Consider the following 25,870-nt stretch of genomic DNA (forward strand, 5'->3'; position numbering starts at 1 on the left):
TTTACTATAATTTATATACTTTTCGAAGGATCGAAATTGATGTACGGTTGGTTATTGATTTCATTTTTTCCTGATTTTCTTCTGAATGCAACCAATGCAATGAAGGAAGAAACCAGCACAATGGCTACGATGATGTAGTTCAGCCGGATATAAAAATTCAGCCATGAAGTCTGCGGTGAGCCGAAATTTTTGTAAAGCAGAATCAGAACGCTTCCCAGATACCCGAAAGAATCGACAAGATAGATCAGAAACCCTACATTTCCTTTGATATTGAAAGCGGCAATCATCCTGTCGAAATACATTCCGTTGAACGGGATATAACAGAGGTACATTCCGAAACCTGAAAGAACCATCCATAAAAAAGGCGATATAACTTTGATTTCAAATAAAAAAGTTGAAAAACCTACGGTTAAAATCCCTCCAAAAAGAAGATAATGATACAAGGCAAAAGCTTTTCTGTTGTTTTTGATCTTTACCATAAAACCTAAGATTAGAAGCACCATAACAGCAATCGGAATTTCCGTTAATGTAAAGACAGAGCTGCTGAATCTGATGTGCAGATTATCCCAGATCTCGCGGTTGAAATTATCTCTGAAGTCCCTTAAAACCGTAAGACTTACGTACAACAATGTAATGCAGACCATCGGAACCAGAAACTGCTGAATGATTTTTTTTCTTTCTGCTTTATTAAGCGGCTCTCTTTTGTTTTTTAACAGAATGTCTTCTTCCGTAGGTTGCGGAAGTTTTTCCAGCATCAGTCCGAATATGAGCAACGGAATGATGAATAACAATCCTGCCGAAAAGGGCATCCAGAATTCTGAAATATGGAAGGTATCCATTAAAAACTTTCCTGCGGATTTTGTAAATCCTGAAGAAACCACAAAGCTCGAACACAAAAACAATCCGATGATTTCCGTTGTTTTCCTTCCTTCAATATAAGAAAAAACGATTCCCCAGATCATCCCGAGCGGAATCCCGTTAATGAACATACAAAGAATATTGTATGGAGCGGGAATGACGGCAAAACCCAGCAAAGCAATTTCTGCAACTGCAATAAAGATGAATAAATAGAAGATCCTTTTTTCCGGCTTTAATTCTGAAATAAACTTAATTCCAAGAAATTTTGAGATAAAATATCCCATAACCTGCGCAATGATTATCAAAACTTTATAATCGATCCCGAAATAAGAAAGTCCTTCGAAGGAGGCGACTGTAAAGGGTTTCCGGAAACCATACATAAAAAAGTACACTCCAAATGCCGCGAAAGCCGCTTTCAGGGTTACTTCTGTTTTTTTATTGACCGCTTTTACCATGGTGATCCGGTTAGAAATTAAGCTTTATTCCCAAATTACATCTTACCCCGTAATATTCAACCTGTTCGGGACGGGTTTCGTCTTTTCCGAAATGGTAGATCAGCGGTTTATTCAGAATGTTGTTCACGTCTGCATATAACATGAGGTGTTTGGTGAACTGATAGGAACCTCCGAAATCCAGACTGCTGTATTTGCCGTAGTAGGAATCATTGATATCGTCTTCCGCATATTCCACAGCATATTTGCCTTTGTAATTGTACGCCAGTCTTGCGTTGAATCCTTTTTTCTCGAAAAACAACTGAACATTGTATAATTCTTTTGCCTGATAAGGAAGTTTCACTTTCCTTCCGCCTGGTTTTACCATTTCAGAATCCATGAAAGTGGCGTTAAGCTGTGTTCCGAAATATTGCAGGAAACCGGGTAAAAAATCGAATCTTTTGTTGATGCCCAATTCGATTCCGCTTAGTGAAGCTGCTTTTCCGTTATTTGGTGCGGTGAACTGTACGCCGTTTATTCCGTTGTAGTTTCCGATGAAAGAATCCTGAAAAATCGGGTCTGTAATGGATTTATAGAATACTCCCCCGCTCAGAATTCCTACGTTTGAAAAGTAGTACTCTCCCATCAGATCAAAATTTAAAGAATAGGTCGGGTTCAGATTCGGGTTTCCGCCTTTGAATTCGTTGTCGGCTTCACTGTATGTTCCTCCCGGCGTTAAATCTCCGAAATTAGGTCTGGAAAATGTTCTCGTGGCGGCAAAACGCAGATTTATTTTATCATTTAGAGCGTATTTAATATGCAGCATCGGCAAAACGGCAAGATATTTTTTTGTGTTTTCAACAGGAATCAGGGTATTATTGATTACATTATATCCTTTTACTTGCGTATTGGTATTCGATAATCTGATCCCTCCTAAAATGGTGATCTTATCATTCACTTTATACGTTCCCATTCCGTAAGCATCGGCGTGTTTTTCAAAGACATCGAAATTTCTTCCGAGTGCTTTATTGTATTCCAGAGCTTCCGAATCGGCTGTATTGATCTTTAAATTTCCCTGATTCTGAAACCAGAACTGATCCATTCCCGATGTCGACAGAACAGGACCGAACGTATTCCCGATGTGGGTGTTCATTTCGCTTAAATATTGAGTTCCATTCGCCTGACTCGTAATATATTGTCCAAAATCTGATAAAAGCGGTGCCGTTCCGTTGTTCCAGTTGTAGAAAATATCCGAGAATCTGGCATTCCGTTCTTTATCCCTGTATTTGAAACCGTATTTTAAGGTTAAACGATCTGAAGCATTGATCTCATGGTTAAAAGCAGCAACCATTTTATCCTTTTCCTCCACAAAGACTTTGTAAAATTCCAGATCGGTAAATCTCATTTTAGAAGCGTCCATTTTAAAATTGGGATCGCTGTAAAAGCCAAATAACGCGTCCGGATCTTTGTAGTCCAATTTTCCGCCATCGGCTTTCCAGTAAGCTCTCGGACCTATTCCGTGATTGGCAATATAAGCAGGATCGATTCCCACTCCGGATTGAGTGTACTTAATGACATAATAGGAGTTGTTCTGCTTATCGGGAATGTTTCCGTATTTGAATTTATTGTCATAATATGATAGATCCCAGTCGATTTTTCCTTTTTTTAACTGATGAACTGCACCTAAAGAAACCGAGGTTAATTCTGTAATCAGACGGTTATGGATGTTCTGCAATTCCACTCTTGCGGTGTTGTTGGCGGAACTGAATTTATCAAAACGGATTCTGTGTTTGTAGTGCGTTTCATCATCAGACAGCGTTCCGTACATTCCTTTGAAATAAAATGTGGTTTTTGGAGACAGCACATATTCAAAAGCCGTGTTGATTCCTGTAGTTTTTCTCACTCCGTTGTAATCGCGAAGCTCTAACCTGAAAACACCTTCATCCCCGCTTCTTCTCGCTTCAAAATTATCGGTAGACCAGTTTCGGATGAAGTGTGCAAAATTGAATAAATACCCGAATTTTTTATCCTTTGTTCTTCCGCCGTAAAGCAGTCCGATGTTGTAGACTCCTTTATCAGATTTAGCATTGTAACCGCTTCCCAGTGTTGCTTTGAACTCGGTTTTCATAGGCGGTGTTTTCGTAATGAAATTCACGCCGCCTCCGATTCCGTCGGCTTCCATATCGGGAGTGAAAGATTTGTTCACATGAACATAAGAGATAAGTTCTGTCGGAAAAAAATCGAAAGCGGTTGCTCTGGATGTTGTTTCCTCTTCCGCTGTGGGAAGCCTGTTTCCGTTGATGGTTGTTGAAGCCCAGAATGGCGGCAATCCTCTCAGAGAAACAAATCTTCCTTCGCCCTGATCTCTCTCTATGGAAACTCCCTGTACACGCTGAACGGTTTCCGCAGCATTTCGGTCCGGTAATTTCCCGATTCCGTCGGAAGCAATAACGTTGGAAATATTGATTGCGTTTTTCTGAAGATTTAAAGCTCTTGCTTCGCTGTTTTTCAGAGATCCGGTAACGATGACTTCATCAATGTTTTTCTGTTTCTGAAGCATGGAGATCATTCCCAGGTCCATAGTCTGCTGAGATTGCAAGTCTATGGCAATACTTTGATTTTCAAAACCAATATAAGAGATCTGCAGGTCATAATGTCCCGGTTTCAGATCATTGACAGAAAACTTTCCTTCCAAATCGGTCATGATGATTTTGGAGGTTCCGGCAATCTTCACGGCAGCTCCCGGAAGCGGCTGATTATGGTCTGAAACAATTCCTGTGACGATCTGTTGCTGGGCGGAGATGAAAATACTGCAACAGGCAAAAAGAGGGAATAGAGATTTTTTTATTATCGGCTCCATTGTTTACATATATTAAATTTACACCGCAAAAAAAGTCAATAATTTTAATATATGTAACTATATTATATTAAGTAATGTTTAATAAATGAAGCAGAATTGTTACCTCAGCTTTACCTGCAGAAAGTACCGTATTCTTCTTTCATAATGGAAAAACATGAGTGTTAATCAGTGTTTCAGAAGACGGAACACCATATACAATGCGTATTTGTTTAATAAAATTTTCAAAAAAACAAACGCCCAAAGATTAATTTAAAGTTAAATCAGAAGGTTTGATAAAAAACAGAAAGTTGCGTATTTGTAAACTTTTATGAAAAATAATAATTGAATATTTGTAAATAAACAATTAAAAAAGAGATATAAAATTTATCCTGAGTAAAAATACAAAACCAGCATAATACAGCTTTCATTACTGATGCTCACCGGAACGTGCGGGAATTTTCCGTTAAAATAAAGAGAATCTCCTTCTTTTAATATCACTTCTTCATTATCGATCAGATATTTTACTTCTCCCTTCAGAATATACTTGAATTCCCATGCATCAGTAATTACTTTTTCTCTTTTGGCATTGGGTTCAAGGGTGAGTAAAACCGCTTCAAAACCTAAAGAATGAAGGCTTTTGCTGAAGATATGCATGTATTTAAACCCTTCAGCTTCCACTTCTTTTTCAATAAGCTGCTGGTTTTCTTTGGGCAGGTAAATGAATTTTGCGTTTGATTTTTTCTCAACCCCCTCAAAAAAGTAACTCGCATCAATTTCCAGAGACTGGATTAAATCCAACAGCACAGGAAGCGAAGGAATGGTTCTTCCGTTTTCTATTCTGGAAACAAGTCCGTTGCTTACATTGGCTCTGAAAGCTAATTCGTTAATGGTTAAATTATTTTTTTTCCTGATATCTTTTAGTCTCTTTCCAATGCCTATTAAAAAATCATTCATATCATTACAGTTAGCCAAGATCCGGTTATTATATGCAGAAGCAAATTTACTATATTAAATGATATTTCTTTTATACTATTTCGAATTTGGAGATCTTTAATTTTATATTATAATCTTTTATTCATCATAATGCTGAATTTTAACCCAAAATTGATGAATGACTTTTCAATTATTCATTGTTCTTAGGCTCACAAAGCTGTTGCTAAGCAGAGATTTATAATCACATAAGTTTTTTACATTAACTTCTTTAAAAATAAGATCAAAATCTTTGCTTTTCAAAAAACTAATGTGTTATTGCAGACAATGCGGCGATGATTTAAAATCTTATGTGTCCTATGTGGTTAAAAAAGTATGTCCCATTAAATCTGCAACGCTGTCATTTTGAGCGAAACTAAGTGGAGCCGAAAAATTAAAATATAAAACATTAGTCACATAAGTTTAGTTTAATTAGATATTTAAAAGATCACATAAGAAGAAAATCAAAGATTTTCATAAGCTAATGTGCTCTTGCAGACAATGCGGCGATGATTTAAAATCTTATGTGACTGATGTGGTTAAAAAAGTACGTACCATTCAATCTTCAACACTGTCATTTTGAGCGAAACGAAGTGGAACCGGAAAATCTAAAAGAACTGCATTTCAAGAGATTCTTCATTGCATAATGCTGCGCAAAATTTCATTCTGAATGACAGATTTACTGTTTTAAAATATAACACATTAGTCACATAAGTTTAGTTTAATTAAATATTTTAAAAGATCACATAAGAAGAAAATCAAAGATTTTCATAAACTAATATGTTATTGCAGACAATGCGGCGATGATTTAAAATCTTATGTGACCTATGTGGTTAAAAAAGTATGTCCCATTAAATCTGCAACGCTGTCATTTTGAGCGAAACAAAGTGGAGTCGAAAAATCTTAAATAACTGCATTTTAAGAGATTCTTCATTGCATAATGCTTCGCAAAATTCCATTCTGTATGACAGGGAAATTTAACCACGAAAGGCGCAAAAGATAATGATAAAGCTCAATTTCAAAATAATTAAAGTCCTCAAAAGCATAAAAATCAAAGATTTTTAAAAACTGTTGTGTGCTTTTTTCTTACGCTTGTTAACTTTAATAAAGCATCAAAATCTTTTGTGGCTTAAAAAAGCCTTCTTAAGCTGCAACACTGTCATTTTGAGCGAAACGAAGTGGAACCGGAAAATCTAAAAGAACTGCATTTCAAGAGATTCTTCATTGCATAATGCTGCGCAAAATTCCATTCTGAATGACAGATTTACTGTTTTAGAATACAACACATTAGTCACATAAGTTTAGTTTAATTAGATATTTAAAAGATCACATAAGAAGAAAATCAAAGATTTTCATAAGCTAATGTGCTCTTGCAGACAATGCGGCGATGATTTAAAATCTTATGTGACTGATGTGGTTAAAAAAGTACGTACCATTCAATCCTCAACTGTCATTTTGAGCGAAACAAAGTGGAACCGGAAAATCTAAAAGAACTGCATTTCAAGAGATTCTTCATTGCATATTGCTTCGCAAAATTCCATTCTGAATGACAGATTTACTGTTTTAGAATACAACACATTAGTCACATAAGTTTAGTTTAATTAAATTTAGAAGATCATATGAGAAGAAAATCAAAGATTTTCACAGACTAATATGTTCTGATATAAAGTTTAAAAATTATTTTAAAATCTTATGTGACTGATGTGGTTAAAATAAAAAACTCAGCAACCTGCTTAAGACTGCTGAGTTTATTTATCTGTATTTGCTAAAATTATTTTATTTTCTTCGCGATATAATCGCTTTCATTTCCCAATCGGTCAATTGCTTTGATGGCAACTGCATTCAGTACTTTTCCGTCTTTATTTTTAGAAATTTCTCTGGAAAGCTGATCCAGATTAAGGATTTCGGTTTCCCAGATTCCGTTGTACTGGGTAAAAAGCACCCATTGGAAGACTTCTTTTATATTTTTTACGCTCCAGCTTATCTGCGCAAAGTTTCCGTTGTTATTGATGAACAAAGTCGGGGTCTGCAAAGGAATAGCTTTTATCCATGATGTTTTCGGAACCAACGCTTTTTCTTTATAAGGTCCGTTTTTCAGTGTAGGAAGCATGTTGGCATTTTTGGTTAAACCGGCAATGCTCCAGTGGATTTCCCCTGCATCTTTTCCTAACACCTGCCGCGATATTTCGATCTGATTTTTAATTTCGGTCGGACGGTCAGAAGTTTTAATTTCCACCGTATTCAAACCCGGCCATAAATGGCGGTTCATGGTATTTTCGGATTTCCACCAATTTAGCAGTCCTTCAAAAGGCTGCCCTTTAGATTCTATCGGCCAGTACAACTGTGGTGAAAAATAATCTACCCAGCCTTTGTTTAACCATAATTTGGCATCCGCGTAAAGCTCATCGTATTGAGAAGAACCTGTGACTCCTTCCGGATAACCCGGTTTCCAGATCCCGAACGGACTAATCCCGAATCGCACGTAGTTCTTTTCTGCGTGGATTTCTTTATAGATTCTTTCTACAAATTTATTCACGTTATCCCGTCTCCAGTCGGCTCTTGTTAAGGTTCCTCCGTTGCTTACGTACGCATTCCAGGTTTTATTGTCCGGAAAATCGGCTCCTTTATTATAGGTTGCGTAAGGGTAAAAATAGTCATCAAAATGTACGGCATCAATATCATATCTTGTTACGATATCTTTTACCACGTTCGAAACGTGTCCCTGCGTTTTCGGATCTGCCGGATCAAACCAGTACATTCCGTTTTTCAGGCGGATGACGATGTCGGAAAGTTTATTCACCATAGATAAACTGTTGGGTGAGCCTCCGTTCGAATGATGGGCGCGGTACGGATTCAGCCACACATGGAGTTCCAGTCCTCTTTTGTGGGATTCTTCGATCCAGAACTGTAAAGGATCATAATTCGGATAAGGAGCGGCTCCGGTCTGTCCGGTCAGGAAATACGACCACGGTTCCAGATTACTGGTGTACAAAGCATCTGCGGAAGGTCTTACCTGAAAAATAACGGCGTTGAAGTTATTGTCTTTCAGCATATCCAGCATGGAAATGGCTTCGGCTTTCTGCTGATCGACGGATAAATTATTTCTTGAAGGCCAGTTGATATTGGCAACACTTGCAATCCATGCTCCGCGGAACTCTCTTTTGATTTCCGGAAGATTGGTTCGGAAGGTGTCGTCATTCGGCGATACTGCCGAAGAATCTGTACTGGTAATGGGAAGCGGTGGTTTTGGTATGTTGGGTTTAACGGAATTTTTTACGGGAGTGGAAGCTTTCACTGCGCTGTTCTGTGTGGAACACGCAACAAATGATGTAAAAAATCCCGATAAAACGATCATTTTTAGGGTATTCATTCTCATAGTCTGCAAAACTACATTAATTTATTTTGTTGATTTTAAATTACGATAATAAAATGAATTATTTGAACTTTGATTTAAATTATAGATGCTTTAACACAAAGTTTTTTTGATTACTAACTGTTTTTAAGTCCGCTAAGGCGTTTCACTCAAGTAAGCTTTAAAAGGCTTCTTTATTTGTAAGTTTGTTTAAACTTATTTTAAATTTTACCGCAAAAGAGACAAAAGACTTTATTGGATTTATTTAAGGTATTTCAAAAGTCTGCAAAGAGAAAAATCTTTGATTTTTTTAACTTATGTGCTCTTTTTCCCATTTAATTATTAAACTTAAACAACTAAAGGGTTACAATCTTTTGCATCTTTTGCGGTAAAAAAGTTTAGACAAGTTTTATATTAATTTTGACCAAAGCCAGAACTTTTACCGAATATTTAAAGCAAGTAAAATCCATACCATTTTGATTAATTTCTAAAAAAGATTCTTCATTTCATAATGCTTCGCAAAATTCCATTCAGAATGACAGATTGAATTTTAAATAAATGTAAACAGACTCTAATTTAAAACAAAAAAAAGCCCCGAAAAATCGGAGCTTTGTTATTATAAAAACTGAATTAAGCTTTAGCAGCTCTTTCCACTTTTTTTCTGTCTTCTTCAGAAAGTAATTTCTTTCTCATACGGATAAAGTTCGGCGTTACCTCAATGGCTTCATCACCCTGAATATATTCCATACATTCTTCAAGAGAGAATAAGATTTTCGGAGCAACTCCTGTATCTTTATCTTTACCTGCAGCTCTCATGTTGTTCAGCTGCTTTGCTTCCACGATGTTTACCACAAGGTCACCCGGTTTGTTCTGTTCACCGATGATCATTCCTGCGTAGATTTCCTCTCCCGGATCTACGAAGAACTTGCCTCTGTCCTGTAGTTTGTTGATGGAATATTCTGTTGCCGGACCTTGCGTTTTGCTGATCAACACTCCGTTGTTTCTTCCCGGAATAGCTCCTTTGAAAGGCTTGTATTCTGTGAAACGGTGTGCCATGATCGCTTCTCCCGCAGTCGCTGTTAACATCTGAGAACGCAATCCGATCAAACCTCTTGAAGGAATTTCGAATTCCATGTGCTGCATCTCTCCTTTGGTTTCCATGATGTGAAGGTCTCCTTTTCTCTGGGTAGCAAGGTCGATTACTCTTGAAGCATATTCTTCAGGAACGTCTACTACCAAAGATTCGTAAGGCTCACAGTTTACACCGTCTACTTCTTTAAGGATTACCTGTGGCTGACCGATCGTCATTTCATATCCTTCTCTTCTCATGGTTTCAATAAGAACTGACAAGTGAAGAATACCTCTACCAAAAACAAGGAACGTGTTGGCATCATCGGTCTGCTGAACTCTTAATGCTAAGTTTTTCTCTAGTTCTTTGGTTAATCTTTCTTTTAAGTGGTTAGACGTTACATATTTACCGTCTTTCCCGAAGAAAGGTGAATTGTTGATGGAGAACGTCATATTCAGCGTAGGCTCGTCAATTGCCGTTCTTTCCAATGGTTCAGGATTTTCAAGATCTACGAAAGAATCTCCGATCTGGAAAGCGTCGAAACCTACCACAGCACAGATATCTCCCGCCTGAACTTCAGTTACTTTTTTCTTTCCTAAACCTTCGAAAACGTATAGTTCTTTTACTTTTCCTTTAGCTACTTTTCCGTCTGCCTGCGCAAGACCGATCCACTGAGATTCTTTAATTTCCCCTCTCGTTACTTTTCCGATCGCGATTCTTCCTAAGAAAGAAGAATAATCCAGAGAAGTGATCTGCATCTGAAGGTTACCTTCTGTAACTTTCGGTGCAGGAACGTACTGTAAAATACCATCCAATAACGGTAAAATATCTTCCGTCTGCTCTAATGAAGTGTTGAACCATCCCTGTTTAGAAGAACCATAGAACGTTGGGAAATCCAATTGCTCTTCAGTAGCATCCAGATTGAAGAAAAGATCGAATACCTGATCGTGAACCTCATCCGGACGGCAGTTTGGCTTATCTACTTTATTGATTACCACCAAAGGTCTTAAACCAAGTTCCAAAGCTTTCTGAAGTACGAATCTTGTCTGTGGCATCGGTCCTTCGAACGCATCCACCAACAAAATTACCCCGTCTGCCATTTTCAGTACTCTTTCTACCTCTCCTCCGAAATCGGCGTGACCCGGTGTATCAATTACGTTAATTTTCGTGTCTTTATAAGTAACAGAAATATTCTTGGATAAGATGGTGATCCCTCTTTCTCTTTCAAGATCGTTGTTATCCATAATTAACTCCCCACTCTCCTGATTTTCTCTGAAAATGTTGGTAGCGTGGATGATCTTGTCGACCAAAGTAGTCTTACCGTGGTCAACGTGTGCGATAATCGCAATATTTCTAATGTTTTGCATATAAGATTTTTACGGGTGCAAAAATAGTGATTTTTAATGAAATATGCATCAATAACTTTTGTTAATTAACAAATTCATAATGAGGAATTTAAATATTAGCATCTAAAAAAATCCTCATAATTAGAAATATTATGTCAAGTTTTGTGGTTGTGCACAAATATATTTGCTCAAAGAAATTCTGTAAGCATAGAGTATTTAAATATTTACACTAAAGTCGTGTATCGTTTGATTTAATGATAGCGTCTATCAAGCCTTCAAGCCATTCCTGATGACCATTTATCATTGGGTTAGGTTTTTGTTTAGCCAATTGCTGCGCAGGTTTGCCAATTTGACTCTCTTGGGTGAGAATACGTACTCTGTTACCCGGTAGATCTTCGATAAGCCATGCGTGGATTACGTCCAACCGAGCCTCTTCATCACCTTCTGCCCAACCATGCCAAGCAAGTCTTGCAGGTTCATTTTCTGAAGGAGGCACAAACTCGGTAACTTGAGCCTCTATCGGAAAACCAAAAGTCTTGAATCGGAATCGTACATCATGATACAATTCATTATCGCCAGCTTTTAAAAATTCAATATCTGAAGAATTGGAGTAATAGGTTGGCCAAGTAAACGGATTAGTAAGGTAAGGCCAAACCTCAGAGGCGGTTATATCTTTTACGATCACCTCATTTGAACAGTAATTGTCTGTTGTGCCCGGAGTATATTTTTCCGGCCATATTATAGCATTTTGTTTCATTTTATATGATTTATATTGAGTAAGCATTCTTAGAGTTGTTTTTAATATAAATACGTTACAGGAAAAATTAGTATTGAAAAATATTCCTGCCTGCAAAAATTTAAAAATTTTACAATTATAAATATCTTTTAATATAAAAAGAATCTCTTTAAATTGATATTACATCTGTTTAATAAATAACTAAAGTAATTATAGTTGCAAAATTATTAATAGTTATTTATTTTTGCAAGAACTATCAAAATTGATATGTAAAAACAATGGGAAAAAACATAGAAGTTGAAGGAAAATATTATCCTTGTACAATAAGTCTCGCAATGGATTTAGTCGGTGGAAAATGGAAAGCTGTTATCTTATATCATCTTAAAGACGGAGATAAACGTTTTAATGAACTGCGAAAAGAAATTGAAGTAATTACAGAGATGACACTCAGTTTACAGTTAAAAAATTTAGAATCAGACGGTTTAATATCCAGAACTGTAGATGGAGATAAAGCTCCAGTAAAAGTATTCTACAGTCTGACTCAATTTGGCAGAACGTTTATTCCTGCTTTGGATGTTATTAATAAATGGGGACATTATGTAGCCGAAAAGAAAACAAATCATAGATGATTCGTTATCGCTAAATACTTGGAAAAAAAATGAAGAAATAATTTGCGGGTTTTCGTTTCGCAGTATTTGAAAGTTAGTGAAATAAATGAGTACTTTTTAGAATTTAATAAAAAAATCTTCGGAAAATAAATATCTTTAATAATACTTTCCGAAGAAATAAACGAATTGCTACTCATAATCAAAAGAGCTTAAAATTCTACCTATTTTTTATTTGGAAATCTGATCTATCCAATGGAAAAGCTCGTCCAAATCGTAATCTCCACTATGATGTTTGTCCCAAGGCAATGCATAATCTACATGATAGCATTGGTTTGCAAGTCTCACAGCTAAAATAGCAGAAATCGCCAAACCAGTATCTTTATCTTTTGAACCGTGACGAATTCTCCAATATTTTGCTGTTTTTGTATGAGCATCTCCGATATAATTCATAGGATTCATCATTTTTACAATTTGTTTATCCGCTATCACTGCATTACTTACTGTAGTATTTTTTAAGCTATATTCAGTAAAATGTTTTGCATCAAAACTTTCTGTTCCAAACTCTGTATTTTCTGCTGCTGATAAATCCAGCGCATCAAAAGCAGGTGGTGTTTTTTGTCTTTGCATATAGCGTATATACTCATCCCAATTAATGTCTGTTACTATTCCGTTTTTTATGATAAGAAAGGGTCTTTCGGAAAGATCAGTTCCTGCCTTTAATGCAACATTGGCTGATACAATTACTTTTGCCTTCAAAAACTCTTTGAAAGAACCATTTCCACTATTATCTAATGTGAGGAGGTTTCCCTTTTCATCTTTAAGTTTTAGAGAATTGATATAGGTAGGAAATGTGTTTTTTAACTCCAATGAGACCTTCTGTTGCCTTTCATTTAAAGTTTCTGTAGCTGTATCGGCTTGAGGTCCAAAGAGCCCTCCTTTTTTGTAATCATTTACCCCGAAAAACTGCCATTCATAAGCAGCGTCTGCGTGATCCAAATTGGTAATTGGGCAGTAATCAGAGGAGGCATAAATAGCATCGCTGGTCTCTGCTGCTCCTATTTCTTTCAGGTAAGGCAAATAATCAGGGTTATCTCCGGTAGCTCCCAATAAAGCTGACATGGCACCACCAGCACTGGTTCCATTGGAAATAATTTTGTCGGCATTGCCCGGCATTTCGCGGTCGTTTAGTTTAAGATAACGAATGGCAGCCTTTAAATCGACCAGCCCGGCAGGTGCTTTCTCATAGTATTTGCCATCTTTATTTTTATTCGTGCGCCCTCTTGCTCCCGCAGAAGCTACTACATAACCATGAGACAAGGCCTTTAAGATGGTATTTTCTTTTTTGTCTTCCAACCCGCCCTGTGGTCTTTGTTGGTTATTATCTTTTACCACACCGCCATTAATCGGAGGTCTAAAATTGTTTGACTTTGTAGATCCGGGTTCAGCAGGCATATAACCACCTACTTGGTTAGGGAAAAATATAGGGGCATTTTGGGCATTGTATCCATTAATACTTTTATTTCTGTAATATTCTTCAGGAACATAAAAATTAAGAACCTGATAGGTTGTGTCTACAGGTTTTTCCACATAAACAATTTTCTCAAAAGCTCTTACGCGGATTTCTTTACCATTGTAAGTAAGAATTTGAATCTCGTATTTGTCGGGATTAAAATTTAAGCCCGAACCGGCTTTCCTTTCTTGTGCGCAAGAGAATAGCGATATAAAACAGAAAAGACCAACTATCGTATTTTTCATATGATATGATATTATCTTAAGCTAATGTTATTTCTTTATTAGTAATTTTATTGCAAAAGTTCTTCTGAAATGGAATGAACATCGAAATCTAAATATTGTAACAGAAATCAATCTGCTCCTAAAATAAATATTATTCTTTTTTTCCATATCTATTGAGCAAAAATATTGTTTCTGTAATTTAAATAAGAAAAATGTTGTGAAATGATTTATTTGTGGGGTGAATATATGAACTTTTAAAATTTACTTATCAAAAAAATGATTCGGACTAAAAAGTGAACTGTCTACTTTATACGTATAATATGATCACAAAATATTTCTTAGGGATTAATATATTAGTCATAAAATCTGTATAATTTTTCCATTTTAGAAAGTATTTTCAAAAAGGTAAATGAAAACCGCCTGAATCAAAACAATGCATCCAAATTTTAATACAAATGAAGTCTTGGAAATTTTATGCCTGAAGATGATCATTGCCAGAAAAGCCCCCACAGTTCCTCCAAGAACAGAAACCGCCAAAAGCGTATTTTCAGAAATTCTCCGCCGGTGCTTTTCTGCTTTTCTCTTGTCGGCTCCATAAATAATAAAGGTAAAAAGATTGATGGCTGTTAAAAAATAAAACATTGGCAAATCTAAAATAAAAAAGAGTGTTAATAAACACTCCTTTAAATATTTTTTATATACATAAAGTATATTCGCAAGGATCCTGCGGAGGAGCTTCTCCACAAATAATATCAAAAGTACCGCAGTTACTTGATGATCCTCCACCCCATCCCCATTGAACAACGCATGTATTTGGATCTTTACATCTTACCATACCTTTAATGATACCTCCCTGAATAGATTTCATCGCATTTCTAGAAACCTTTTTTAGATTTTTCATGATATATTTTTTATAGTTTGAGAGATAAAAATATAAAAAAACATTAGATCTGCAAAATATTTCAACACTTATTGAATAAAAAATATCCTTAGCAGATTTATTCTAAATAATTGTAAAGAATCCTCTGTAAAATCTTATATTAATTTACATTTGTATGATTAATTAAATTAAATGACAGTACAGGATTTAGCAGGAAGTTATTCTATTCAGGGAAGCAATCAGGAAGAGTCTGCGGAAGTTTCTTATTATGGGATTCTCACCTTATCCCTCGACGAAAACCAACGCATCATTGCTGAGTGGATGATTGGGGATCATATGCAGCAAGGCACCGGTTTTTATAAAGACGGAATTCTGGTCATCAACTTCCGCTACAAAGGGGAAGATCTCAAAATCTATAAGGGTGTAGCGGTTTACCGCTGTATCAGCAAAAATATTCTGGATGGTTTCTGGTCTGAAAAATATGGTGATCCGAGATTTCTGGGGAGTGAGTACTGTGTGAGGATTTTTGGATCGGAGGTGTTGAATTGAGCGTAAAAAGTCTGAAATTTATAATTCCAGACTTTTTACATTATATAATTTTATAATGGCCAATAAATCCTCTTGAGCGGAACTAGCGACTTTGTTTCGATATCTAATTTTTCGTAGTTATTTAAAATCAATTCTACAAGCCAGTCCAGATCAATCAATGTAATTGGAAAATTGGCTCTTTCTGCATCATATTTGGCATCTTTAGAAAATCCTGATGTTGTAACGTAGATTCCTTTATTAAAATCGCGTAAACCTCCAATAAAACTCCGGATCTCCTGCGAAGTAACTCTATCCTTGCTTCTTTTCTTTACTTCAACTTTTACTCGTGGTTCTTCCAATCCTAATTCATCTGGTGAAGCTGTTATATCACTTCCCAAATCCGATCCTCTGCTGGTCATTCTGGTCTTATAACCTATTGCCCGTAATAGCCCGGCAACAAGTCTTTCTGTATCCTGCCAGGATAAGTTGGCAATAATATCTTTTATAAATTCGGTCGATTTAGATTCAATATCTTCTCTTATATCTTCTAAATCGTTTTGCTCTTCTTCCTTTTCTTTTTTCTCTTCGATAACAATCTGTTCGTCATCCATTTTTTCAGGATTATGACTTAACAGCTCATTCCAGACTTCTTTAGAGATTTCAAAAATCGTTAATACAGATCCTAATCTGTTTTTAGAGTCAGTTGACAGCACATCTCTGCCAGTTGGATGATCCATCCATTTTACCTTACGGGTTTGATAATACTCATATTTTTCATTGTATTCATAGTCTGAAACAATTTCTCCCAGGTAATAGTTTCTACTACCGGAATCATATGTAACCACCTTATCTCCCTTTTTAAAATCTACTACAAAACGATAGATTTGTCCCGCACTCTGGTTTGTTTTTCCATCGGAATGTTCAGGATAGTTTTCTACATACAGATTTCTTAAATCTGCATAAGATATATCGGGAGAAATTTCTCCCATATCATTCCAGCCAATAGCTACGATATTGTTCTGTAAAAATTCTTCGATCAGATATCCTCCGCTTCCTGCTCTCACCATCCATATTCTATAGTTATTCTCCATAAGAACTCTTATTGTAACAAAAATTATATTAAATTAAATAAATCCAGAGCCTGCTGAAAATTCATATTATTTTCATTCTGAGGATTATTGGTTATATTTTTTCTTATCCATGTTACAGGAATACCGTGCTGAACAGCATATTGCTCCAGTCTTTGTACGGAGCCCGAGTCGGATTTTTTTCTGGTTGCACAAAATACCAGATCACAATGATTGGCATCAAAAAAATTACAATTATTATCGACTCCATCCCAATCGTCACCTTGTGTACCAATACCTACGGTAAGATTATTTATTTTAAAAACAGCCTGTCTGTTATTTAAAATATTATGGTTTCTCGGGGTACCAATAGTTGCCATTTCCAACATGTAGATAAGCATATTAAGTGTGGATGTTTTTCCTTTGTCTCCCGACTCATAAAGTCCGATGATTGTTTTCATTATATTAGTTTTTAATGTTTTGAAATTTATTTAAATTATGACTGTAAATTATTTCCTTTTAGTTCATGCTTTAAATCAACCAAAAAAATTAGTTTCTGTATAAAATCGTGTTTCAATATGACTGATTTATTGTTTTCATGTACTCAAAACTCACCTTCGGCAATCCCTCCACAATATCCACAGTCTGCACACTCACATTAATAATGCTGAGTAACAGATCCAGTATATACTTCGGATTGCCTACCTCTTTAGACCAGTCATTAGGATTGTTGGTAATTCCGCTGTCTTTGTGTGTGGTAATCTGATAACGTTCCATAATCCATTCTATAGCAGATTTTCCGTTCACTACATATTCATAGGCTTTTGCAGGAATATTTTCTATCGTGATCTGGCTGTTGTAGATAATGGTATCTTTCTGTCCTTTTTTGGGAAAGCGCATTTTTTCTACTCTGTAATTCAGATATTCTTTCTCTTCTTTCAGAGCCTGGCTCATCGTATCGGTAATATTGAGCGGACTGAACAAGGTAACTACGCCCGGATAAGGCGCTACCTTTTCATAATTAAGATGTAAATCTGCCAGTTGTCTTCCCGCTTTGCTGAATGCCCAGAAATCTTTTACCTCTTCCAATAGTGGCAATCTCGGCAACATTTTTTTCAAATCATTGGCAAAAGTTTCTCTGTATTCTTTAGAGTGCAGAAAACCGTACACATAATAGAAAATATCTTCTTTGGTTACGTTTTTACCGTATTGTTTTTGAGCCTGTTCATAAATAAAATCGCTAATGGCATCTCTGCGAATGTATTCTTCTTCGCTTACCTCATCAAATAGACTTTTTTGTACAGATTTGTTTTCTTCGTAGTAATAAAGTGGAAATGTTTGATTTTTTTCAAGTGTGTCAAGATTAGGAATTAAATTTGATGTAAGTGCTGAAAATGCTTTACTTGCTGCAATTCCTGTTACACATATAAGAATGTTTTTTAGATCGTTATTTGGAAATAACTTTGGTAGTTGGTATCTCTCTTGAATTAAATCATCATCAAAATATAAATTTGATTTCACATATGGTCTATAGATAGCCTTCCTATATTCTTTATTTACTACATTAAAAACTTTATTTTTTTTAACATTATTTTGCCAATCTCGTGACCAGCTCCCTAAAAGAGAATTTGTATTAACTTCAACCTTTCTATTATTTATTAATTTTTCACGTTCATTATTATAATGCAGAATTGTTTTTTCAATATTATCTTTTAAATGTTCTTTTGAAAAATTATAAACCCAACTATCACGAGCTGTTACAGTACCTAAGGAATTTCCAATAAAAAATGATTTACTATTTAAATCAAATTTCTTTTCAGGAGCCAATGGAATATAATTTTCGAAACTACTATTACGCATACTTATCCAATCACTGTGTTCATTGGGTTGTAACGTTTTTAATGGTATTTTAGAATTTTCAAAAGTTTTAAAATCTTTAATGATTTGCAGCTTTTGTTTGGTATCTAAATAATCACCAATATCGTGATAATGTATAGTGGCTTTTTCATTTTTAGCATCTGGATTTTTAACCAATAAAGTAATCGAAATTGGCGTTCGTGATCCACTGCCAAAAATCTTTCCTCCTTCTTTTCTGCTTAATTCTCCACTTGTTCTTTGGTTTCCTCTTAAATTAAAAACATAGATCGAAGAAAACTCTTCTTCAATAGCTTTTCTGAAACCGTCTGTACTGTTTCCATCGAGCCAAGCTCCATTTGATACAAAAGAAATAATACCTCCGTTTTTAGGATCTAATCGGTCTGTACTCCATCTGAAAGCCTTAATGTAAGCATCATAAAGAGATTTATTAAGTCCTGCATTGGATAGTTTAGCATAAGTATCTGCAATACGTTTATCTAATTTTGGATAAGATTGGTTTTGTGCATTATCATTGGCAGATTTTTGACCAATTGAATACGGCGGATTACCGATAATAATTCTTACCGGTGCTTTTTGCTGATCCTGAACTCTTTTGGAGTTCTGCGGGAACATTTCATCAAAAAGCTGTTCGCCTTCTTTGGTTTCGCCTAACTGGAAGGTATCCGTTAAACAGATTCCATCAAAAGGATGATAGACTTCTTTACCAATTCCATCGTTCGGATCCGGCGTTAAATCGTGAAACACATTTTCTATGTTGATAGAAGCAATATAATAAGCCAGAAGAACAATTTCGTTGGCGTGGATTTCTTTTTTATATTTCCTTTCCAGATCTTCCGGTCTTATCACACCGCTCTGCAATAAACGTGTAATGAAAGTACCCGTTCCGGTAAAAGGATCAAGGATATGCACATTTTCATCTGAAATATTGCGTTTGAATTCTTTCTCCAAAACATCTGCTACAGAATGGATGATAAAATCCACGACTTCTGTAGGGGTGTACACAATACCCAATTGTTCCACCATTTTAGGGAAAGCCGTTTTAAAGAATTTATCGTACAGCTCAAGGATAATCTTCTGTTTTCCTTCGGCATTGTCTATTCCGGAAGCTCTCATCTTTACAGATTCGTAGAAGCTTTCCAAAGTCTTTACATCTTCTTCAATGGTTTCTTCTTCCAAAAGATCGAGCATTTTCTGCATAGATTTACTCATCGGGTTATTCTGTACAAAAGAATAGCCTTCAAAAAGTGCCTCGAAGACAGGTTTTGTAATAATATGCTGTGACAGCATATCGACAGCCTGCTCCTGGGAAATCGAAGGATTGATGCTTTTCTGTAGCCCTTTCAAAAATCTTTCAAATTCTTTAGCGTGTTTAGTAGAATTGATAATCAATTCTATGATTCTTTCTTTTTGTCTTGCAGCAATCTCTCCGACAGATTTTGCCCACTGTTCCCAATATCTTCTGTCGCCGACTTTCTGTACCATTCTGGCAAAAACGGCATTCTGCAATTCTTCAAAATTAAACTGCAGCTGTTTTTCCATTGCTTCCGCAGAACCCTGTTGATACGGTTTTTTCTCAAATGGGTTTCCTTCATCATCAAAACCGATTCCGGTTCCACCCACTAAAATTTGCTGAGGTCTTTTCTTGTTGAGTTCTATTTTGTTCACGGTTGCATTAAAACGGTCATCGTGTGCTCTTAAAGCGTTAAGAACAGTCCAAACCACTTTAAACCGTTCATTGTCATTCAGAGCATCTTCTGCACTTACAGACGAAGGCACTACCACAGGAATAATAATATAACCATATTGTTTACCTTCCGACAATCGCATTACACGACCAACCGACTGGACCACATCTACCTGACTGTTTCTTGCAGATAAAAACATTACAGCATCCAAAGAAGGAACATCTACTCCCTCGCTTAAACAACGTACATTGGTCAGAACTCTACATTCATCATCTTCCGGTTCATCTTTTAACCAACCTAATAGATCGCCTCTTTCTGTAGCAGACATAGAACCGTCAATATGTTTAGAGCTTACAGAAACGGTAACTTTTTTATTTTCTTCCGGCAATGCATCAATATAGGTTTCTGATACTGCATTTAATGCTTGGGTATTTGCTTTTGAATTTTCTATAGAAGAACAGAAAGCCACTGCTCTTTTCATCGGAAGAGGATCAGTAGATTTTATAAGCCCTTCATCGCCCAGAACCTGTTTGGACAGTGCATTGATACAGCCAATTAATTTAGGCATATCGCCCAATTTAATTTCACTTTCACCGTTGGCAATCATCTGCTGTATAGAAGGTGGTACGTCATTCTCACTTAATGTAAGAATCAAGACTTTATAATCTGTCAGTAGCTTTTTTCCTACAGCTTCTCCGAATCCAATTCTGTAGATTTCTTCTCCGTATACTTTTTCATCATCCATAGACCAAAGCGTAGCGTCGGCTTGTGCGGCTTTACTTTTGGTTTCCTGATCGTATAAACGGGGCGTCGCAGTCATATAAAGCCTTTTTTTGGCTTTAATAAAATCATTATCGTGAACTCTGGTAAAGGCAGATTCGTCTTCCGAAGATAATTTTGCTCCAGTTGTTCTGTGTGCTTCATCACAGATAATTAAGTCAAATTCTGCAAACTCCGGAAAGATCTTTCCGACCGCAGCCTGCGCTTCGGAAATTACTTTAATAGATTGGTAGGTAGAGAAGACAACCGTCATTCCATCATTAGAATGAGCTTTTAGTTTATGAAACTGTTGAATAATATTCGGAACATTGGTAGAAGCAGGCAAAGCAAGATCAATTACTGAACTTGTATCAATATCCTCCGCTTTGGTTTTCTTTTTAGTGATTTCAGGATCCGAACAGATACATACAGGATTTATTTTTTCCATAGCCTGTGCACTCCATTCATTCAGAGTTTGCCCAAGAAGCGCAATAGAAGGAACTAAGAAAAGTATTAATCCTTTTCCATTGGTCTCATTTTCAGCAATCCTTAGCGAAGTAAATGTTTTACCAGTTCCGCAAGCCATAATCAATTTACCTCTGTCATTCTCTTTGAAATGATTTTCAGTACATTCCATTGCTTTTTTCTGATGATCTTTTAAAGGATATTTTGCGGTTCTTGCCAGTTCACCAGTAATATTATTTTCGAGTTTATCCCAATCAACAGGAGCCTGTTTCAAATCCTGAATATTAATTCTCGACACAGGAGGTCTTTGGTTTTTTAAAGACTCTTCTGCATTGGAAGTCCATTTATTAGTGGTTGAAATCCAAAGACACTGAGAGAAATGAGTTGTCTGAAGGTCTTCATTTTTAAAAGAACGGCTTGCAGTAGATAGAAAAGTATCCGTAGCTTTTTTATCTATGTAGGTATTTTCATCAAAACATTTGCATTGGATAGCCCAATATTCATTATTATACGTTAAGGCAACAAGGTCAATACCAGTATCATTGCCACCCAAATCTGCTTTTGCCGGAAATTCATTCCATAACCATACTTTTTTAAATAGATTGGAATATTTTGGGTCTGTTAAAAGATAAGCTTTCATTAATCTTTCAAATCTTTCTCCCTTATCTTTTTGTGAAAATGAAATCTTTCTGTATTTATCCAGTACTTTTTGAAAATTCATATATAATTCAGTTCTACATCTTTATATGCTGTTCTATTAACGAAACAACAATTATTCAAGTAATTTGTTAAGCTTTCCAAAGATATGAAAAAACAATTTCACCAAGTTGAGAAGCATAAAATAATATGGTGGCTTCGGCTCCGCTCAGCTACCACACACCGCCCAAAAACATCCAGAAACCCCATCGAAAAACACGGTGGCTGAGCGGAGCCGAAGCCACCACTACAGAAAAAAATAACACACCGCCCAACAATACCCAGAAACCCCATCAAAAAAACACAGTGCCAGAGCGGAGCCGAAACCACACTCAGCACACATCCGTACAAACACCTACCCCTCATTTTGGTCATTTTCACGGATTCACAAATCACAATTTGTCCCGAACTTTACTTCGTTCTCTGAAGATGCAGATCATCATCGGTCATCGGACAAAAACCTCTCAGTAACAATCAACAAAAACAATCAACCAAAAAACAAAAATACACCATGACAAATCCAACATTAGACGCTTACCAGCAGATATTCGGGATGGCCTGTCTTGTAGGGCGTTCTTCGGGATACAAAGGTACCGCGATTGAATTACAGCTGCAGCTGCAGTACGACCTTTCTTTTTACCTGAACAATGTTCCGCCTGTAACCGTTATGGGACAGACCAGTCCTTCTGTTGCCGATTCTTCGGTTACGCCGGTACTGGGAAGCTGGAACCTGGTTTGGGGACCTGCTCTCCTGGAAGAAAACAATGACGGCGTTGCAGACAATGCCGTATTTGTAGCACAGTGTGACGCTGTGGCATTCCCGGGAGGACCAGTAATGCCTGCTTATGTTGTAGCCATTGCCGCTACCAACCCCGACTCCCTGTACGACTGGGAAGCGGAAGATTTTTCCGTTTCGCAGGTGGTCAACTGGAGTACCTACAATCCTTCTGATTTCAGTCCGTCCGGCTATAATGGTACCGATCCGTATATTTCACTGGGCACCGCTACCGGAGTCAGCAATCTTCTCAAACTTACCACTGCATCAAGTGCTGCGGCTCCGGGAACGACGCTTGAGCAATTCCTGAGCAGTGTGCAGCCGGCTGTTGATACCGCTGTCATTTTCTGCGGCCACAGCCTTGCCGGAGCCCTCTCTCCTACTTTGGCACTGTATCTTACGGAACAGAAAACACTGAAGGCTTTTGATCTTACGTTGGTATATCCTACTGCGGGAGCCACGCCGGGAGAAACCCATTTTGCCAGCCTCTTTAACAGTACATTTCCTGTATTGCCATCCGGCTGGGAGCCTCAATCGCTGCCTTACCAAAGCTGGAATACCATGCACTGGAACAACCTCGATGTAGTGCCTCATGCATGGCAGAAGCAGGACCTGCAGCAGATTGCCAATCTCTACGGTCACTCACCGAATTTCGGTACTGCCGCTACACTGTCGGTACTCCAATCTCTTGCCATGCTTGATTCCTCACGATCGGGTGCCGTGTATACACGAATTCAAAACAGTTCACTGTCGGGAACGCTGCAGCATTCAGATGGAGGTTCTGCAATCAGTGTTCCTCCACAGTCATTGAAGGATTACGTAGAACAGCTGTTCATCCAGCATGTGGAAATGTATTCCGGTATTCCGGCTGACAGCTCTAATCCGGAAGTTACCGGACTCATTCTTCCCCAGCCTCTGCCTAAACCCGCTTACCCAAAACTGGTGCCGGGCGTTTCTTCCGTAACCAAAGCCGAATTGATTGAAAGAATTGTTTCCCAGATCATCGGATGGATTTCCTCGCATGCTTTATCAGCCCTGAAACCCGTTCTGGAGGCATAAATCAACGCTGATATATTGATTTCATAAAAAAACCACCTGTTACAGATTTTGCGGTAACGGGTGGTTTCACTTTGAGAACACAGGTGGCTTCGGCTCCGCTCAGCCACCATTACACAAAACAACCCACAGTCCAACAAAACCCAAAAATCACATCAAAAAACACAGTGGCTTCGGCTCCGCTCAGCCACCATATGCCACAAAGAAAGACGTACGAACAAACATCATTAAAAATTACATTAAAAAACCCGGTGGCTGAGCGGAGTCGAAGCCACCTTGTTCAAATAAAATACTATCTTTAAAATAAAAATACAAATGATAAGAGGATGGATGTATATTCTTCTCTGCTCAGACGGCAGTTATTACATAAGCAGTACCAACGATCTGGAACGCCGACTTTCGCAGCATCAAAAAGGAGAAGGTACTCATCACACTAAAAAGCGGCTTCCTGTAAAGCTTATTTATTTCGAAGAATTTGAACGTATTGATCTTGCTTTCTACCGCGAAAAACAGGTTCAGGGATGGAGCCGAAGAAAAAAAGAAGCTTTGATCAATGGCTGGAACGAAGAGCTTAAAAAAGCTGCCGAATGCATAAATGAAACCCACAGTAAGTTTTTTATAAAAGATGAATAGGTGGTTTCGGCTCCGCTCAGCCACCACTACAGAAAAACAACCCAAAGCCAGACAAAACCCAAAAATCAAATCAAAGAACACGGTGGCTGAGCGGAGCCGAAGCCACCACAAAAAATCCCCACCCTTTCGGATGGAGATTCAGATTAAACTAAAGTATAAGCCCCGAGATACGCGCTGTTACACGCAAGGGTTTCTTTCGTATTCCTGAAAAACACCCAGACCTGAATTTCCTTTCCCGCGTAGGAAGCAGGCATTGTTACATCAGCAGTCAGTGCTCCCCTTTCGGCAACGGATTCGAAAATTTCAAACGTTCCCAGCTCTTCACAATAACACACCGCATTGGCTTTGTCGGCGGTATCTGCGTTTCCCTGTGCGGAATTGTCCTCCCAGCTCAGGGCAATGGTATTTCCGGTTTGCGGAGAAGCAGTGACGTTCTGGAAACCTGCCAGATCACCTTTCGTGATCAGCACCTTATTGTATACCAGTTCGGGAACATCGCCATTCATCTGTAATGCTTCGCTGATGGTATAGGAAACCGCCATATTCACCCTCGATTTTGAACCGCTCCCCGATCCGAAATACTTCGTCTGGATGTTTTTAAGCGGCTGCAGAAAGCTGATCACCATGCTGAACCTGGTCTGCTGCAGAAGCTGTTTATCGGTGGGCTGTTTCGAGCTTGGTTTGGGAATACTTCTGATAATGTCCTGTCCGCGCCAGTTTGCGCCTACAATTGTTCCCACTTTTCCTGAAAATCCTCCAAGGATTCCTTTTGTTATTCGTGCCATTTTGTGCATTTTTATTGGTTAACAGAACGAAGGTATTACAGAATTTTCCAATTTCAGGCACCTGTGAAAAAGATGACCGGTTTTGACTGCTTTTGACCTATTTTGACCTATTTGAAAACCCATTTCTTCGGATCATGTTCGGGTCTTCTTCGGATCGGCTTCGGAAAAATGGGATTTTTTCCGAAGAAAGACCGAACAACAGTCGAAGGATTTCGGGAGAATTTTATAAAAGTTTTTGCTTAATTGTACGCTTCGGCTCCGCTCAGCGTACTTCAATGCGAATCCATTTTAAACAGATCATTGTAAGCCAAACCATCACCGTGCGCTGAGCGGAGCCGAAGCGCACATCAACCTGAATAACCATCCCAAAATTGTTTAAAACCGCAAAGGCGCAAGATTTTTAACATGCTCTATGTATTAAGGCGCAAAGATTTTATCTCCGATAAAATGTAATACGGATATTTTTCGCTTCGGCTCCGCTCAGCGTACTTCAGTGCAACTCCATTTTAAACAAATCATTGTAAATAAAACCCACCACCGTGCGCTGAGCGGAGCCGAAGCACACATCAATGCAACTCCATTTAAACAAATCATTGTAGTAAAAAGAAATCCTTGGGCTGCTTAACAAACTTAAGAAGTAACTTTTTATATCTGCGTAATCTGCACAATCTGCGTGAAGTAATTACGTACGAAAATCAAAACAACAGATCATTGTGATAAA

General features: G+C 37.4%; 17 protein-coding genes. 4 read left to right on the top strand and 13 right to left on the bottom strand.

Annotated features, from left to right (window positions below):
* Positions 1 to 11: 11 nt before the first annotated feature.
* The 6 genes from PFY09_RS03895 to PFY09_RS03920 all read right to left on the bottom strand — a co-directional run bounded on the left by PFY09_RS03895 (position 12) and on the right by PFY09_RS03920 (position 11,717).
* The gene (locus tag PFY09_RS03895) at positions 12 to 1,313 is read right to left on the bottom strand and encodes a DUF5690 family protein (RefSeq protein WP_271161468.1); all 1,302 of its coding nucleotides are present in this window, start codon (positions 1,311 to 1,313) and stop codon (positions 12 to 14) included.
* Between the two features lie 10 nt (positions 1,314 to 1,323).
* Positions 1,324 to 4,149: a TonB-dependent receptor gene (locus PFY09_RS03900; protein WP_271161469.1), complete on the bottom strand. Its 2,826-nt coding sequence runs from the start codon at positions 4,147 to 4,149 to the stop codon at positions 1,324 to 1,326.
* A gap of 363 nt (positions 4,150 to 4,512) precedes the next feature.
* Positions 4,513 to 5,082: a helix-turn-helix domain-containing protein gene (locus PFY09_RS03905; protein ID WP_084196320.1), complete on the bottom strand. Its 570-nt coding sequence runs from the start codon at positions 5,080 to 5,082 to the stop codon at positions 4,513 to 4,515.
* A 1,786-nt stretch (positions 5,083 to 6,868) separates the two neighbouring features.
* Positions 6,869 to 8,473 (bottom strand): glycoside hydrolase family 10 protein, encoded by a 1,605-nt coding sequence (locus tag PFY09_RS03910; protein WP_271162328.1) that lies wholly within the window; start codon positions 8,471 to 8,473, stop codon positions 6,869 to 6,871.
* Positions 8,474 to 9,079: 606 nt separating this feature from the next.
* The gene (gene typA, locus PFY09_RS03915; RefSeq protein WP_076389847.1) at positions 9,080 to 10,885 is read right to left on the bottom strand and encodes a translational GTPase TypA; all 1,806 of its coding nucleotides are present in this window, start codon (positions 10,883 to 10,885) and stop codon (positions 9,080 to 9,082) included.
* A gap of 208 nt (positions 10,886 to 11,093) precedes the next feature.
* Positions 11,094 to 11,717, bottom strand: a complete 624-nt coding sequence (locus PFY09_RS03920) for an SRPBCC family protein (protein WP_271161470.1) — start codon at positions 11,715 to 11,717, stop codon at positions 11,094 to 11,096.
* 161 nt (positions 11,718 to 11,878) lie between these two features.
* Here PFY09_RS03920 and PFY09_RS03925 point away from each other — a divergent pair, with 161 nt between their 5' ends.
* Positions 11,879 to 12,229 carry a winged helix-turn-helix transcriptional regulator gene (locus PFY09_RS03925; RefSeq protein WP_076389845.1) on the top strand — a complete coding sequence of 117 codons (351 nt, stop codon included), beginning with the start codon at positions 11,879 to 11,881 and terminating at the stop codon, positions 12,227 to 12,229.
* A 207-nt stretch (positions 12,230 to 12,436) separates the two neighbouring features.
* Here the strand turns inward: PFY09_RS03925 and PFY09_RS03930 are convergent, their stop codons facing one another.
* The 3 genes from PFY09_RS03930 to PFY09_RS03940 form a co-directional block, all read right to left on the bottom strand.
* Positions 12,437 to 13,963 carry a subtype B tannase gene (locus PFY09_RS03930; protein ID WP_271161471.1) on the bottom strand — a complete coding sequence of 509 codons (1,527 nt, stop codon included), beginning with the start codon at positions 13,961 to 13,963 and terminating at the stop codon, positions 12,437 to 12,439.
* Positions 13,964 to 14,326: 363 nt separating this feature from the next.
* Positions 14,327 to 14,584, bottom strand: a complete 258-nt coding sequence (locus PFY09_RS03935; RefSeq protein ID WP_271161472.1) for a DUF1294 domain-containing protein — start codon at positions 14,582 to 14,584, stop codon at positions 14,327 to 14,329.
* A gap of 52 nt (positions 14,585 to 14,636) precedes the next feature.
* Positions 14,637 to 14,843, bottom strand: a complete 207-nt coding sequence (locus PFY09_RS03940) for a bacteriocin-like protein (protein ID WP_087710641.1) — start codon at positions 14,841 to 14,843, stop codon at positions 14,637 to 14,639.
* 171 nt (positions 14,844 to 15,014) lie between these two features.
* Between PFY09_RS03940 and PFY09_RS03945 the strand changes: the two genes are divergently transcribed.
* On the top strand, positions 15,015 to 15,371 hold the full coding sequence (locus PFY09_RS03945; protein ID WP_271161473.1) for a hypothetical protein: 357 nt from the start codon (positions 15,015 to 15,017) through the stop codon (positions 15,369 to 15,371).
* Positions 15,372 to 15,421: 50 nt separating this feature from the next.
* Here the strand turns inward: PFY09_RS03945 and PFY09_RS03950 are convergent, their stop codons facing one another.
* The 3 genes from PFY09_RS03950 to PFY09_RS03960 all read right to left on the bottom strand — a co-directional run bounded on the left by PFY09_RS03950 (position 15,422) and on the right by PFY09_RS03960 (position 21,925).
* The gene (locus PFY09_RS03950) at positions 15,422 to 16,441 is read right to left on the bottom strand and encodes a restriction endonuclease (protein ID WP_271161474.1); all 1,020 of its coding nucleotides are present in this window, start codon (positions 16,439 to 16,441) and stop codon (positions 15,422 to 15,424) included.
* A gap of 23 nt (positions 16,442 to 16,464) precedes the next feature.
* Complete coding sequence (locus PFY09_RS03955; RefSeq protein WP_271161475.1) at positions 16,465 to 16,878, bottom strand: hypothetical protein; 414 nt, start codon at positions 16,876 to 16,878, stop codon at positions 16,465 to 16,467.
* Positions 16,879 to 16,990: 112 nt separating this feature from the next.
* Positions 16,991 to 21,925, bottom strand: a complete 4,935-nt coding sequence (locus tag PFY09_RS03960) for a DEAD/DEAH box helicase (RefSeq protein WP_271161476.1) — start codon at positions 21,923 to 21,925, stop codon at positions 16,991 to 16,993.
* 486 nt (positions 21,926 to 22,411) lie between these two features.
* Between PFY09_RS03960 and PFY09_RS03965 the strand changes: the two genes are divergently transcribed.
* Positions 22,412 to 23,734, top strand: coding sequence for a lipase family protein (locus tag PFY09_RS03965; protein WP_271161477.1), 1,323 nt, complete (start codon positions 22,412 to 22,414; stop codon positions 23,732 to 23,734).
* A 312-nt stretch (positions 23,735 to 24,046) separates the two neighbouring features.
* Entirely contained in the window at positions 24,047 to 24,364 is a 318-nt protein-coding gene (locus PFY09_RS03970; protein WP_271161478.1) for a GIY-YIG nuclease family protein, read from the top strand.
* 143 nt (positions 24,365 to 24,507) lie between these two features.
* Here the strand turns inward: PFY09_RS03970 and PFY09_RS03975 are convergent, their stop codons facing one another.
* Positions 24,508 to 25,149, bottom strand: a complete 642-nt coding sequence (locus PFY09_RS03975; protein ID WP_271161479.1) for a DUF6266 family protein — start codon at positions 25,147 to 25,149, stop codon at positions 24,508 to 24,510.
* Positions 25,150 to 25,870: the final 721 nt, after the last annotated feature.

Origin of the sequence: Chryseobacterium gambrini (assembly GCF_027920505.1) — a bacterium.
Taxonomy (GTDB): domain Bacteria; phylum Bacteroidota; class Bacteroidia; order Flavobacteriales; family Weeksellaceae; genus Chryseobacterium; species Chryseobacterium gambrini.